This window comes from Curtobacterium sp. MCLR17_059, assembly GCF_003234665.1.
Taxonomy (GTDB): domain Bacteria; phylum Actinomycetota; class Actinomycetes; order Actinomycetales; family Microbacteriaceae; genus Curtobacterium; species Curtobacterium flaccumfaciens.
Genome location: NZ_QKSU01000006.1, coordinates 105,078 through 118,315, shown reverse-complemented (window position 1 = coordinate 118,315; position 13,238 = coordinate 105,078). Strand labels below are relative to the sequence as shown.

General features: G+C 69.9%; 13 protein-coding genes. 5 read left to right on the top strand and 8 right to left on the bottom strand.

Going from position 1 to position 13,238, the window contains the following annotated elements; genetic code table 11:
- Positions 1–7 precede the first annotated feature (7 nt).
- Positions 8–406, top strand: coding sequence for a DUF3253 domain-containing protein (locus DEJ12_RS10205; RefSeq protein WP_111029919.1), 399 nt, complete (start codon positions 8–10; stop codon positions 404–406).
- 128 nt (positions 407–534) lie between these two features.
- Here the strand turns inward: DEJ12_RS10205 and DEJ12_RS10200 are convergent, their stop codons facing one another.
- Positions 535–852 carry a hypothetical protein gene (locus DEJ12_RS10200; protein WP_111029918.1) on the bottom strand — a complete coding sequence of 106 codons (318 nt, stop codon included), beginning with the start codon at positions 850–852 and terminating at the stop codon, positions 535–537.
- Positions 852–1,445 (bottom strand): nucleotidyltransferase domain-containing protein, encoded by a 594-nt coding sequence (locus DEJ12_RS10195; RefSeq protein WP_111029917.1) that lies wholly within the window; start codon positions 1,443–1,445, stop codon positions 852–854. The genes DEJ12_RS10200 and DEJ12_RS10195 overlap by 1 nt, the downstream gene beginning before the upstream one ends.
- Before the next feature lie 122 nt (positions 1,446–1,567).
- Between DEJ12_RS10195 and DEJ12_RS10190 the strand changes: the two genes are divergently transcribed.
- The gene (locus tag DEJ12_RS10190; protein ID WP_111029916.1) at positions 1,568–2,668 is read left to right on the top strand and encodes an SDR family oxidoreductase; all 1,101 of its coding nucleotides are present in this window, start codon (positions 1,568–1,570) and stop codon (positions 2,666–2,668) included.
- 16 nt (positions 2,669–2,684) lie between these two features.
- Here DEJ12_RS10190 and DEJ12_RS10185 read toward each other — a convergent pair whose 3' ends face one another.
- Positions 2,685–3,758, bottom strand: a complete 1,074-nt coding sequence (locus tag DEJ12_RS10185) for a spore photoproduct lyase family protein (RefSeq protein WP_111029915.1) — start codon at positions 3,756–3,758, stop codon at positions 2,685–2,687.
- Between the two features lie 44 nt (positions 3,759–3,802).
- Between DEJ12_RS10185 and DEJ12_RS10180 the strand changes: the two genes are divergently transcribed.
- Together DEJ12_RS10180 and DEJ12_RS10175 are read left to right on the top strand one after the other, a co-directional pair.
- Positions 3,803–4,102 carry a biopolymer transporter Tol gene (locus DEJ12_RS10180; RefSeq protein WP_111029914.1) on the top strand — a complete coding sequence of 100 codons (300 nt, stop codon included), beginning with the start codon at positions 3,803–3,805 and terminating at the stop codon, positions 4,100–4,102.
- Positions 4,099–4,563: a hypothetical protein gene (locus tag DEJ12_RS10175; RefSeq protein ID WP_111029913.1), complete on the top strand. Its 465-nt coding sequence runs from the start codon at positions 4,099–4,101 to the stop codon at positions 4,561–4,563. The genes DEJ12_RS10180 and DEJ12_RS10175 overlap by 4 nt, the downstream gene beginning before the upstream one ends.
- A 99-nt stretch (positions 4,564–4,662) precedes the next feature.
- Here the strand turns inward: DEJ12_RS10175 and DEJ12_RS10170 are convergent, their stop codons facing one another.
- The 4 genes from DEJ12_RS10170 to DEJ12_RS10155 form a co-directional block, all read right to left on the bottom strand.
- Positions 4,663–6,492, bottom strand: coding sequence for a beta-galactosidase family protein (locus tag DEJ12_RS10170; RefSeq protein WP_111029912.1), 1,830 nt, complete (start codon positions 6,490–6,492; stop codon positions 4,663–4,665).
- Between the two features lie 87 nt (positions 6,493–6,579).
- The gene (locus DEJ12_RS10165; protein ID WP_181433059.1) at positions 6,580–7,914 is read right to left on the bottom strand and encodes a sugar ABC transporter substrate-binding protein; all 1,335 of its coding nucleotides are present in this window, start codon (positions 7,912–7,914) and stop codon (positions 6,580–6,582) included.
- A 96-nt stretch (positions 7,915–8,010) separates the two neighbouring features.
- Positions 8,011–8,982 carry a carbohydrate ABC transporter permease gene (locus DEJ12_RS10160; protein WP_220034793.1) on the bottom strand — a complete coding sequence of 324 codons (972 nt, stop codon included), beginning with the start codon at positions 8,980–8,982 and terminating at the stop codon, positions 8,011–8,013.
- Positions 8,979–9,923: a carbohydrate ABC transporter permease gene (locus DEJ12_RS10155; protein WP_071404236.1), complete on the bottom strand. Its 945-nt coding sequence runs from the start codon at positions 9,921–9,923 to the stop codon at positions 8,979–8,981. Before DEJ12_RS10155 ends, DEJ12_RS10160 begins: the two co-directional genes overlap by 4 nt.
- Positions 9,924–10,119: 196 nt before the next feature.
- Between DEJ12_RS10155 and DEJ12_RS10150 the strand changes: the two genes are divergently transcribed.
- A complete protein-coding gene (locus DEJ12_RS10150; RefSeq protein ID WP_181433062.1) occupies positions 10,120–11,145 on the top strand; it encodes a LacI family DNA-binding transcriptional regulator in 1,026 nt (341 codons plus the stop codon).
- A gap of 497 nt (positions 11,146–11,642) precedes the next feature.
- On the opposite strand, the gene DEJ12_RS10145 is transcribed toward DEJ12_RS10150, so the two are convergent.
- Positions 11,643–13,148 (bottom strand): alpha-N-arabinofuranosidase, encoded by a 1,506-nt coding sequence (locus tag DEJ12_RS10145; protein WP_110865198.1) that lies wholly within the window; start codon positions 13,146–13,148, stop codon positions 11,643–11,645.
- Positions 13,149–13,238: the final 90 nt, after the last annotated feature.

Below are 13,238 nucleotides of genomic sequence, written 5' to 3'. Positions count from 1 at the left end.
TGGGGCCATGGGACGGGCGATCAGGACGGAAGCCGACGCGTCGGCATCGGAGTCGGCACACGCCGAACGGACCTGCGCCTCGTGCGGGCGACGGATGCCGTCCTCGGCGGCGCCGGAGGCGAAGTGGTGTTCGGCAGCCTGCCGCCGACACGGTCTCGACGACACCGACCGGGCCCTCGAGCAGCGCATCGACGAACTGCTCGCGGCACGGGCACGGACCTCGAGCATCTGCCCGTCCGAGGTCGCACGCTCACTCGACCCGGACGACTGGCGACCGCTGATGGAGCCCGCACGTCGAGCCGCCCGCCGCATGGTCGCGCGCGGCGAGGTCGAGATCACCCAGGGCGGGTCCGTCGTCGAGCCGTCGACCGCCAAGGGCCCGATCCGCATCCGCCGTCCGCGGTGATCCGGGTCGCGGCGCGCCTGTTTCAGGTGTGCTCGTGAACCGTTCGGATGAGCCGTTCGAGCGCGGTCACCAGCGCCCGTGTCTTCTCCTGGGTCACACGCGACGTCGAGTACTGGAAGTTCGTCTTCTCATCGGTCAGGCGCTTGAAGTGCAGGCCGGGTCGGGTGTCCGGTGCGCAGGCCGGGTCGGGTGTCCGGTGCGCAGGCCGTGTCGAGCAGCCGACGAGCGGCGGCGTGGTCGTCGCCGAGGTGGTGGTGGCCGAGGATCGCACCGCAGATCGCGTCCGACGCCGCGATCCCGCCGAGCACAGCGTTCGCACAGGCGGCCTTCCAGTCCGCGTGACTCGTGGACTCGACGGAGAGGAGCGCGACCTCGAGGTAGGCCTGCGCTTCGTCGCGGCGCATCGCGACTGCGGCCCGGTCGACGGCGCGCACGCGGGCGCCCATCAGATGTACGTCCTGATCTCCTCGCCGAAGACTGTTCGGGCTTCTTCTCGCCACGACCCGACGAGCGGGTCTCCCTCGGCCACGAACCGACGGAGATCAGCGCGGGTCACGTCGAAGACCTGGCACTCGTTGCCGGTCCACCGCCGGACGAGGTCACCGAGGCGGACGACGACGTCGGTGTCGACGGTCTGCTCGAAGACGACGAGGAGGTCCAGGTCGGACGCCGGCGTCGCGGTGCCCCGCGCGACTGACCCGAAGATCGAAACCGAGAGGACCCCGGCCTCCGCCGACTCGACGTAGGCGCCGATCCGACGTTCGAGTTCGTCGCCTGCTTCGAGGCCGAGTTCCACCGCTGGCCAGAGCAGGTGTTCCCGGTTGACCCGGTAGGCAGAGTGCTGGAGACCACGCTCGACCTGAACGAGCCCTGCTGCCTCGAGCTTGTCGAGCGCGCGTTTGATGCCGGTGTGCTGCGCAGCGCCCGCGACCCGCGCCACCTGGCGTCCGGTCAAGCCGGAATCGGTCCGGGCGAGGACGCGGAGCGCGTCGGCCTGCGTGGCCCCCAGCAGCGTGGCGAGTGGTTGCACGAGTTGCATGTTGGTTCCTCCGCGAGGAGTGTACCGCTCAACGGTACAAGTGGTGCGTCTTTGTGTACACAGGCCAGTCGCCGGGACGCGGGGAGGGAACACGTGTCGTCCAACGTCGGTTGCATCGAGGGATGACTGCAACCGGATCGACCGAACAGACCTCTGCCCGCCGCGAAGCCCTGGTCGTCGGAGCCAGTGGCATCACCGGTTCCGCCCTGGTGCGCCACCTGCTCGACCTGGGCTGGGACGTGACGGCGCTCTCCCGCCGACCGCTCGCCGAACAGGGTGTCCGGACCGTCGCGGCCGACCTGCGCGACCCCGAGAGCCTGGCGGCCGCACTCGCCGACGAACGCCCGACGCACGTCTTCTTCACCGCGTGGCAGCGGCAGGACACCGAGGCGGAGAACATCCGCGTCAACGGCGGCATGGTCCGCGACCTGCTCGCGGCGCTGTCGCACGCTCCGCTCGAGCACGTCGCCCTGGTCACCGGCCTGAAGCACTACCTCGGCCCGTTCGAGGCGTACGCCGCCGGCGAGATGCCCGACACCCCCTTCCACGAGGAGGAGCCGCGCCTCGACACCCCGAACTTCTACTACGCGCAAGAGGACGAGCTCTTCGCCGCAGCCGAGCGCCAGGGGTTCACCTGGTCGGTGCACCGCTCGCACACCGTGATCGGGCACGCGGTCGGCAACGCCATGAACATGGGCCTCACACTCGCCGTGCAGGCCACGCTGGCGAAGGAACTCGACCTGGACTTCGTGTTCCCGGGAAGCGAGGCCCAGTGGAACGGCCTGACGGACATGACCGACGCCGGCATCCTCGCCGAGCACATGGTGTGGGCCTCGACGTCACCCGAGGGTGCGGACGAGCCGTTCAACATCGTCAACGGTGACGTCTTCCGGTGGCGCTGGATGTGGCCGCGCCTGGCCGCGCACCTCGGTGTCGACCCCGCGCGCGTCGTGGGGTACGAGGACGCTCCGCGACCGCTCGAGGAGCAGATGGCGCCGTACGAGTCCGAGTGGGCCGGCATCGCCGAGCGCCACGGTCTCGCCGAGGCCGACATCTCCCGGCTCGCCTCGTGGTGGCACACCGACGCAGACCTCGGTCGTGCGATGGAGGTCGTCACCGACATGGGGAAGAGCCGCGACGCCGGGTTCACGGCGTTCCGCCGGACCGAGCAGGCCTTCGCGGACCTGTTCGCCCGGTACCGGGCGGACCGGCTCATCCCCTGATCGGGCAGGCCGCCGGTCAGAAGGCGTACCGGATCCGGCAGGACGGCAGGTGCTCGGCCACGAGTTCGCGGAAGCGCTCGACGAGCTGCCCCTTCATGCCGGACCGGTAGCGCACGTTCACGGCACCGTTCTGGGACACCTTCTGCTCCTGCAGGTCCGGACGCCACAGCAGGTCCTCGGCCTTGGGGTGCCACCCGAGGTTGACCTCGTGCAGGGGCTGGTTGTGGGTCAGGAAGATCACCTCGGCCGCGAGCTGCGCCTTGGCGGCCGGGGACAGCACGTCGTCGACCTGCCGGAGCATCTCGGCCCAGTCTGACTCCCACGTCGGCGTGAGGATGACCGGCGAGAAGTTCAGGTGGACCTCGTACCCGGCGTCGACGAAGTCGTTCACCGCGGCGATCCGCTCGGCGATCGCGCTCGTACGGATGTCGGTGACCTTCGCGGTCTCGTGCGGCATCAGTGAGAAGCGGATCCGGGTCCGGCCCATCGGGTCCCAGTCGAGCAGATCGCGGTTGACGTACTTGGTGGCGAACGAGGCCTTGGCCGTCGGCGTCATCCGGAACAGGTCACAGAGGTCGCGGACGTTGTCACTGATCATCGCGTCGACCGAGCAGTCGCTGTTCTCGCCGATGTCGTAGACCCAGGACTCCGGGTCGCACTGGTTCGGTTCGGTCTTCGGCCCCTGCTTGGCGATGTTTCGCGCCACGTGCTTGGTGATCTGGTCGATGTTCGCGAACACGGTGACCGGGTTGCTGTAGCCCTTGCGCCGCGGCACGTAGCAGTAGGCGCACGCCATCGCGCAGCCGTTCGCGGTGGACGGTGCGATGAAGTCGGCGGAGCGACCGTTCGGCCGGGTCACCAACGACTTCTTCACGCCGAGCACGAGCGCCTCGGTCTTGATCCGCACCCAGCGCTGGACGTTCCGTTCGTCGCCGTGCACCTCGGGGATGTTCCAGTGCGACTCGACCGGGACGATCTCGGCGTCCGGCCAGCGCCCGACGATCTCCTGCCCACGCTGCAGCTCGAGGGCGGCCGGCTCGGCGTAGATGCGTCGGACGTCGAGCATCGGGCGGACGCGTTCGTGGCTCATCGGCTCCTGTCTACCCGGAACCACCGACGGTGCAGACTCGGACCATGACCGCCGAACCCGACGACCACTTCTTCGTCGTGGACGGCCGACGCTGGCGCCGCACCGACCCCGTCCTGCCCGAGGAACTCGCCGCCGCGCTCCGCTCCCACCTGGGGCGCGGGCGCAACGCCGTGAAGACCGCGAAGCGCGCGGGCGACGACGAGGCCCTGGCGGCGGCGCGGCACCGGAACGGCCTGGCCAAGCACGGCCTGGGCGAACGCGGCCCCGAGTGGTGGACCCGCCCCGAGGCCGACCGGATCGCCGATGCTGAGCAGGCCCTCGCCGACCTGGACGCTCTGCCGTGACGACGATCCGTCCACCGCGCCTGGATCGCATCCTGAACCTCATCGTGTTCGGCCCGGTGATGATCGGGACCGGAGTCGCACTCGCGGGCGTGGCCTTCGTACCGGGAGCATCGGCGCGGGTGTTCGTCTTCATCCTCGGTGTCGCCTTCATCGCCGGCGGGACCTGGGCCACGGCCAGGCTCCGACGCGTCGCCGTGCACCTGTGCGACGACACCCTCCGGTACTCCGGCTTCCTCTCGTCCTGGACCGCCCCGCGTGCGGGGATCACCGCGGTGCTCGACGACGCGTTCGTCGAGTGGCGCGACGACCACGGGGCCGAACACCGACGGCAGATCTGGCTGCTGACCCGGGCACGGGAGGACGACGGCACGAAGTTCGCTCCGCTCTGGCGGTGGCGACGCGAGGCACTCCTCGAAGTTCGAGCGTGGGCGGCGGCTCGCGAGGTCCGAAACGTCCCATGACGCCCGCGGTGGAAAGCAGAATCGGGCGTACCTGGTCGAAACTTCCGACCAGGGACGCCCGATTCGACCAGGGACGCCCGGTTCGACCAGGGCGCGCGACTACGCCTCGGTGTGACCCAGGTCCGGCTCGACGAGCAGGCACGCGGTGCGGGACGCGGCGGCGTGCAGTTCGAGCACGACGAGCTCGTTGCGACCGTGGCGGAGCACCGGCCCCGGGATCGCCAGGGTCCGCTGCGGGCCTCGCGACCAGTACCGACCGAGGCAGAACCCGTTGACCCAGGCGACACCCTTGCGGAACCCGTCGAGCGACAGGTACCGGTCGTCCACGGTGTCGAGGTCGAACGAGCCAGCTGCGAACGTCGGCCCGGCGAGCACCTCGCCGCCGGTCGGAGCGACCTCGGACAGCGCGGTCACGGTGGCCGGTGCGATGGGGTCGAGGGCGAGCGGCGACGCCGTCCACCGGGCCACCGGGACGCCGTCGATGGAGACGCCGCCGATCAGGCCCTTCGGCTCGCCGATGCGGACGCCGTAGTCGACGCGGCCCTGGTCCTCGACGAGGAGCTCGAGCGTGCCGGTCACCGGCGGCAGGGTTATGGCGCGGTCGTGGTGCTCGCGCTCCAGGAGCCCGACCACGACGCCGTCGGCCGACACGATCGCTCGGTCGCGCACCTCGGTGCCGACGGTCAGTACCCCTCCGGCGGGCAGGTCGACCTCGGCGCGGTAGGCGACGAAGCCGCTCGCGGCTCCGAGGGCGTCGAAGGTCGGCGGCTCGTCGTGCGCGGACCACGCCGTGAGCGTGGGCAGCAGGGAGCGGAGCGACGCGACGCGGTCCAGACGGACGGCGAGGTCCGTGGCGGGGGTGATCCGGGCCTCCAGGCCGTCGCCGGACGCGGCCACGGGACCGAGGCGACCCGACCCACCCGGCTCCATCGTCGCGGGCAGCGGCGGGACGGACGCGTAGCGCGCGATCACCGCACGGAAGGCGTGGAACTTCTCCGTCGGTCGGCCGGCCTCGTCGAGCGGGGCGTCGTAGTCGTACGACGTCGCGATCGGGCGGTAGACGCCCTTGTCGTTCGCGCCGTTCGTGAAGCCGAAGTTCGTGCCGCCGTGGAACATGTAGATGTTCACCGAGCCGCCGGCGGCGAGCAGGACGTCCAGGTCCTCCGCGCTGGCGGACGCCGGCGTGGTGTGGTGGTGCTCGCCCCAGCTGTCGAACCAGCCGTCCCAGAACTCCGAGCACATCAGGGGCCCGGTGGGCTGGGCCTGCCGCAGGCGCTCGAGGCGGGCGGCGGACCGTGAGCCGAACGACCCGGTCTTGTGCAGCGAGGGCAGGGAGCCGTCCTCGAGCATCGTGCCCATCGGCTGGTCGACGCTCGTGAAGGGGACGGTCAGCCCGATGTCGCGGTGCATCTGCTCGAGTGCGCGCAGGTACTCGGGGTCGGAGCCGTAGGCGCCGTACTCGTTCTCGACCTGCACCAGGACGATGGGCCCGCCCTGGTCGATCTGCCGCGGGACCAGCACGGGGGCCAGGTGCTGCAGGTACGTCTCGACCGCTGCGAGGAAGCCGGGCTCGTTGCGCCGGACACCCACGGAGCCGTCCGCGAACAACCAGTACGGCAGGCCGCCGTTCGTCCACTCGGCACAGATGTAGGGGCCGGGGCGGACGATGGCGTGCATGCCCTCGGCGGCGACGAGGTCGAGGAAGCGGCCGAGGTCCAGTCCACCCGACAGGTCGAACACCCCGGGCGACGGCGCGTGCGCGTTCCAGGCGACGTAGGTCTCGATGGTGTTGAGGCCCATCAGCTTCGCCTTGCGGATCCGGTCGGCCCACAGGTCGGGGTGCACGCGGAAGTAGTGGATCGCGCCGGACAGGACCCGGTGCGGCTCGCCGTCGAGCAGGAAGTCGGTGTCGCCGATGGCGAAGCGCATGGTGTCATTCTTTCGTTGCCGGCCCGGCCGGGCGTGGAGCGGGGCCGTGCGGACGTGTCCGCACGGCCCCGCGGGGATGCTGTCGAACTACTTCGACGAGACCGTGAAGCCCTGGTCCTTGCCGTACTTGGCGAGGGCCTTCTGCCAGGCCTCGAGGCCGGCGTCGAGCGAGGTGCCGTTCTCGTACGCCTGACCGACGGTGTCGGCGTAGACGCTGTTCGCGTACACCTGGTAGGGCAGGTAGGTGAAGTCGTTGTCCGAGGACTTCGACGCGTCGACGAGCACCTTGTTGATCTGCTGGCCGCCGAAGTACTCCGGCTTCTCGTCGAGGAACGCCGACGAGTCGAGGTCAGCGGTGGTCGACGGGAAACCGCCGGACTCCATGAAGACCTTCGTGGACTCCTTCGAGGAGTTCAGCCACTTGAGGAAGCCCGCGGCGAGGGCCGGGTTCTTCGACTGCTTCATGACGACCTGGGCGCTGCCGCCGTTGTTCGCGGTCTGGGCGGTGCCACCGTCGTAGGTCGGCATCGGGGCGACGCGCCAGTCACCCGAGGCCTGGGCGACGCCGGACTCCAGGTTGCCGGGCATCCAGGCGCCGGTGATCATCGTGGCGATCTCACCGTTGCCGAGCTGCTTGTACCAGTCGTCGGTCCACCCGACCGTCTTCGACAGCAGGCCCTGCTCGACGAGCTCGTTCCAGGTGCTCGTCCACTTCTTGGTGCCCTCGTCCTGCAGGTTGATGGTCACCTTGTCACCGTCGGTGGTGAAGGGGGTGCCACCGGCCTGGGCGATCATGCTCGTGGTGAAGCCGGCGTCGCCGGAGTCCGCCGCGATGTAGGCCTTCGGGTCCGCCTCGTGCAGCTTCTTGGCCGCGGTGACGTACTCGTCCCACGTCTTCGGCACGGCGATGTCGTGCTTGTCGAAGACCTTCTTGTTGTAGAACAGCGCCATGGGGCCGGAGTCCTGCGGCAGGCCGTAGACCTTGCCGTCGATCGACACCGAGCTCCAGGTGCTCTTCGCGAAGTCCTTCTCGAGCGAGTCGAACCCGTAGCTCGACAGGTCGAGCAGCGACTCGGACAGGGCGAACTGCGGCAGGGCGTAGTACTCGACCTGGGCGACGTCGGGGGCGCCCGAGCCGGCCTTGATCGTGTTCTGCAGCTTCGTGTACTGGTCGGCACCGGTGCCGGCGTTGACGAGCTTGACCTTCACCTTGGGGTACTGCTTCTCGAACGCGGCGACCTGGGCCTTCGCCGACGGGGTCCACGACCAGTAGGTCAGGGTGCCACCGTCCTTCAGGGCCTTGTCGATGTCGTCGGCCGATCCGCCGGAGCCGGAGCCGCCGGAGGCGCACGCGGCGAGGGCGATCGCGGCGGTGACGCCGATGGCGAGGGCGCTGAGCCCGCGCCGGAGACGCTTGTTCATGGGTGTGCCTTTCACTTCTTCGTGGAGGGGGTGGTGCTGCTGTGTGCCGGACCGGAGGACAGGGGCGGGGTCGCCACGGGCCTCCCGTCCGAGGGGTCAGGCCTTGACCGACCCGGCCGCGAGGCCGGATTGCCAGAAGCGCTGGAGGAAGAGGAACGCGACCACGATCGGGATGATCGTGAGGAGCGATCCCGTGACGACGAGGTTGTAGATCGGCTGCGCGCCGGACCCGGTGGCCTGCGCGTTCCACTGGTTCAGGCCGACCGTCAGCGGGTACCACTTCGGGTCGCTCAGCATGATGAGCGGCAGGAAGTAGTTGTTCCAGGTGGCGACGACCGCGAACAGCAGGACGGTGACGACACCGGGCGCGAGCAGGCGGAGCGCGATGGTGAAGAAGATCCGGAACTCACCGGCGCCGTCCATGCGGGCGGCCTCGAGCAGTTCGGCCGGGATCGCGTCGACCGCGTAGGTCCAGATCAGGTACATGCCGAAGGGGCTGATCAGCGAGGGCAGGATGATCGCCCACGGGGTGTTGGTCAGGCCGACCTGCGAGAACAGCAGGAACGTCGGGACCGCCAGGGCCGTGCCGGGGACCGCGATGGCACCGAGGACGACGGCGAAGACCGCGCGGCGACCGGGGAACTGGAACTTCGCCATGCCGTAGCCCGCGACGGTGGCGAGCAGGGTGGCCCCGCCGGCACCGACGACGACGTAGAGCAGCGTGTTGCCGAACCACTGCAGGAAGATGCCGTCGTTGTACGTCACCGTGTCGACGATGTTCTGCCAGAGGTTGAAGTCCCCGCCGAACCACAGACCGAACGTGGAGAGCAGCGACGCCTGCGTCTTCGTGCTGTTCACGAGCAGGTAGAACAGCGGCGCGAACGAGTACACGACGAAGACGACCATGACCGCGGTCAGCAGGCCGGAACGCTTCGGCTTGCGTCCGTCGACGTGCTGGTCTGCCTTCCTGGAGGCGCGGATCGAGCGGGTGCGCGGCGCACGTTGCGTCGTGGTCGCCTCGGTCACCGTGGCCGCTGCGGGCCCGGCGGGGTGCTGGATGGTGCTCATCGGTTCTCCTCGCGGGTGCCGCGGACCTGGACGACGTAGGCGATCACCGCGGTGATCACGCCCATCACGATCGCGACCGTGGCGGAGTAGTTGAACTGCTGACCGCTGAAGGACAGCGAGTAGGCGTACATGTTCGGGGTGAATGCGCTGCCGATGACGTTCGGGGCGAGCGTCTTGAGCAGGTTCGGCTCGTTGAAGAGCTGGAAGCTGCCGATGATCGAGAAGATCGTGGCGATGACCATCGGGCCGCGGAGCGCCGGGAGCTTGATCGAGAAGACCGTGCGCATCGGGCCGGCGCCGTCGAGCTCGGCCGCCTCGTACAGCTCACCGGGGACGGTGCGGAGTGCGGCGTAGAAGATCAGCATGTTGTAGCCGAGGAACTCCCACGTGACCACGTTGCCGATCGACGTCAGGACCCAGCTCGGGCTGAACGGCTGCAGCAGGTCGATGCCGAGCGCGTCGTTCGCGGCGCCCGTCAGACCGAACTGGTTGCCGTAGATGAAGCCCCAGATCAGGGCGGCGACGACACCGGGGACGGCGTAGGGCAGGAACACCGCGATGCGGAAGAAGCTCGTCCCCCACAGTCGGGCGCTGTCCAGGGCGAGGGCGGCGACGAGCGCGAGGCCGAGCATGATCGGCACCTGGACGACCAGGAAGATCGCGACCCGGCCGAACCCGGACCAGAACTTGGCGTCCTGGAAGAGCTGCACGTAGTTGGCGAACCAGACGAACTGGTTGCCGCCGATGAGCTGGTCGCGGAACAGGCTGAGCCAGAGCGCGTATCCGATCGGCACGATGAGCATCAGGACCAGGACGACGACGAACGGGCCGACGAACAGCCATCCGGTGAGCCGTCCCCGCGGCTTGGGGCGGCGGCCGGCCGGGCGCTCGGCGGTGGGGCGCGGTGCTGCCTCACCGGGGCGCGCTGCGAGCGTGCTCATGTGACTCCTTCGTCTGCTGCGTTCGGGTGGTCGATGTCGGCGGCTCGGCCCGGGCCGGATCAGGGTGTCCGGGCGGTCACCGATGTTGACGTCAACATCGAACGACGCGACGATAGCATGGCAACGTCAACATGCGCTAGCGTCCGGGGAGGCCGACCGCTCGGCCCCTCGATCCGGAAGGAGCGCCAGCGTGACGATGGAGTCCCCCGCCGGCACCCGCCGCGCCCCCTCGATGGCCGCCGTGGCCGACGCCGCCGGAGTGTCGATGCAGACGGTCTCGCGCGTCGCCCGGGGCTTCGACAACGTCAGCCCGGAGACCCGCGACCGCGTCCAGCGCGCGATGGAGTCCCTCGGCTACCGGCCCAACCGTGCCGCCCGTGCCCTGCGCTCCGGCCGCTTCCGCACCATCGGCGTGATCATGTTCACGCTCGCGTCCTTCGGCAACATGCGCACGCTCGAGGCGATCGCCGACGCCGCCGGGGTCGCCGACTTCACGATCACCCTGCTGCCGATGGCGTCGCGCACCGAGGCGGGCGTCCGCTCCGCGTTCTCGCGCCTGCACGAACAGGCCGTCGACGGCGTCGTGATCATCATCGAGTCGCACATCATCGACACCGCCGAGGTCGTGCTGCCCGACGGCGTGCCGATGGTCATCATCGACTCCACGGGCAGCACCGACCACCCCGCGATCGACACCGACCAGGCCGACGGTGCCCGGCAGGCCACGCAGCACCTGCTCGACCTGGGCCACGAGACCGTCTGGCACGTCGCCGGTCCGGAGTCGTCGTACTCGGCCGCCCGTCGCCTCGCCGCATGGCAGGACACGCTGGAACGCGCCGGTCGACCGGTCCCACCGGTGTTCCGCGGCGGCTGGACGACCGAGCACGGCTACGAGGCCGGGCTCGAGATCGCCGCACGGCCGGAGATCACCGCGGTGTTCGCCGCGAACGACCAGACCGCCCTCGGTGTCCTGCGCGCCGCACACGAGTCCGGTCGCCCGGTGCCGTCGTCGCTCAGCGTGGTGGGGTTCGACGACTCCCCCGAGTCCGACTCGTTCTGGCCGCCGCTCACCACCGTGCACCAGTCCTTCGACGAGGTCGGCCGCCGCGCGGTCGCGAACCTGCTCGCCCAGATCGACGGCGAGCGGGTCAGCGTCGCGGCCGACCTGGTGCCGGTGCGGCTCGTCGAGCGCGCGAGCACGGCGGCGCCGCCGGCGCGCTGACGCGGCGCGCGTTTCGCGCTCACCGACACCTCACGCTTGCACGCCCCCGTGATCTGTCGCCCAGCACGTGAACTCGCGCACACGCCGGACAGGAGGCCCGGTGCCAGGCCGCCACGGGCCTCCCGGCCGCCGCGCCGCGACGCCACGGCCCTTTCCGCGAAAGCGACAGAACCGCGCCGAACGTCCGTGGAGAACTGTCGGTTTCGCGGACCTGACCCGGCTAACTGCCGACCACCTGTCGCTTTGGCAACCACATGCCGGACGGGAGGCCCGGTGCCAGGCCGCCACGGCCCTCCCGGCCGCCGCGCGGGCCACGTCACGGGCCCAGCGACAGTCCACGCGCCCGTCACCGCGTGAACTGTCGCCCAGCACGTGAAGTCGCGCCCGGCTCGCGCCGCCCGCCGCGCCCCCGCAACGAGCAGAGGACGTCGGGCGCGAGCGCCCGACGTCCTCTGTGCTCACTCGACGCCCGCCGTGGCGTGCGCCGAGGCGCCTTGTCAGCCGATCGAGACGGCGGTCCAGGAGACCGGCGGGAGCTCGATCGTGACGGTGTCGCCCTCACGGCGGACCGACTCGTTCGTGCGGAGCCCCACGCGCGAGGTGTTCTCCAGGTCGTTCACGGCGTGCAGGTCGTCGTCCCAGACACCCTCGGCGTGGACGTCGCCCGTCGCACCGATGCCGGCCAGGTCGATCGTCACCGTCGTCGGCTCGGAGGGGTGGCGGTTGATCAGGAAGACCGCGGCCTTGCCGTCCTCGGACACGGTGGCGGCGGAGTCCACGACCGGGACCTCACCGTGCTTGCCGCCGTCGACCGTGTCACCAGAGGCCTTGACCTGCAGCGAGGTACCCTGCGCCAGGCGCGAGGTGACCGAGAACGGGAAGAAGGTCGTCTGGCGCCAGGCCGGGCCACCGGGCTCGGTCATGATCGGGCCGATCACGTTGACGAGCTGGGCGAGCGAGGCCGAGGCGACGCGGTCGGCGTGGCGGAGCAGCGAGATGAGCAGGCCACCCACGACGACGGCATCGGCGACGGTGTAGACGTCCTCGAGCAGACGCGGGGCGACGGGCCACTCGTCGAGCGTGAAGGTCTTGGCCTTCGCCTCCCACTTCTTGATCGACCAGACGTTCCACTCGTCGAACGAGATGTCGATGCGCTTGTCGGACTTCTTCTGCGCCTGGACGTGGTCGGCGGCCGTGGTGACCGTCTTGATGAAGTGGTCCATGTTGGCGCCCGAGGCGAGGAACGACGGCAGGTCGTCGTCCTCCTCGTAGTAGGCGTGTGCGGAGATGTAGTCGACGTCGTCGTAGGTGTGCTCGAGGACGGTGCGCTCCCACTCGCCGAACGTCGGCATCGACGCCCCGGAGGAACCGCAGGCGACGAGCTCGAGGTCGGGCTGGATCTGCCGCATGGCCTTGGCGGTCATGGCGGCGAGCTTGCCGTAGTCGTCGGCGTTCTTGTGGCCGAGCTGCCACGGGCCGTCCATCTCGTTGCCGAGGCACCACATCTTGATGGCGAAGGGTTCCTGGCGACCGTTCGAACGACGGTATTCGGACAGTGCGGTCCCGGCGTCGATGTTCGCGTACTCGAGGAGCTCGATGGCCTCCTGCGTGCCGCGGGTGCCGAGGTTCACGGCGAGCATGAGCTCCGAGCCGACCTGGTCGAGCCAGTGCTGGAACTCGTGCAGGCCGACCTCGTTGGTCTCGGTCGAGTGCCAGGCCAGGTCGAGGCGGCGGGGGCGCTGCTCGACGGGGCCGACGCCGTCCTCCCACTTGTACCCGGAGACGAAGTTGCCACCGGGGTAGCGGATGGCGGAGACGCCGAGTTCCTTGACGAGTTCGACGACGTCCTTGCGGAAGCCGTGCTCGTCGGCGGTCTCGTGGGTGGGCTCGTGGATGCCGTCGTAGACGTGGCGGCCGAGGTGCTCGACGAACCCGCCGAACAGGCGACGTCGCACCGGCCCCACGGTGAACGCGGCGTCGAGGACGAGGTGTGTGCGGGGCATGGATCTCCTTCGATCGTGGCAGTGCGGTTCGTGCGGGGAGCGGGTGGGGCCACGGACGGGAACCGAAGCGGGCCGTCACGAAAGTGAGCG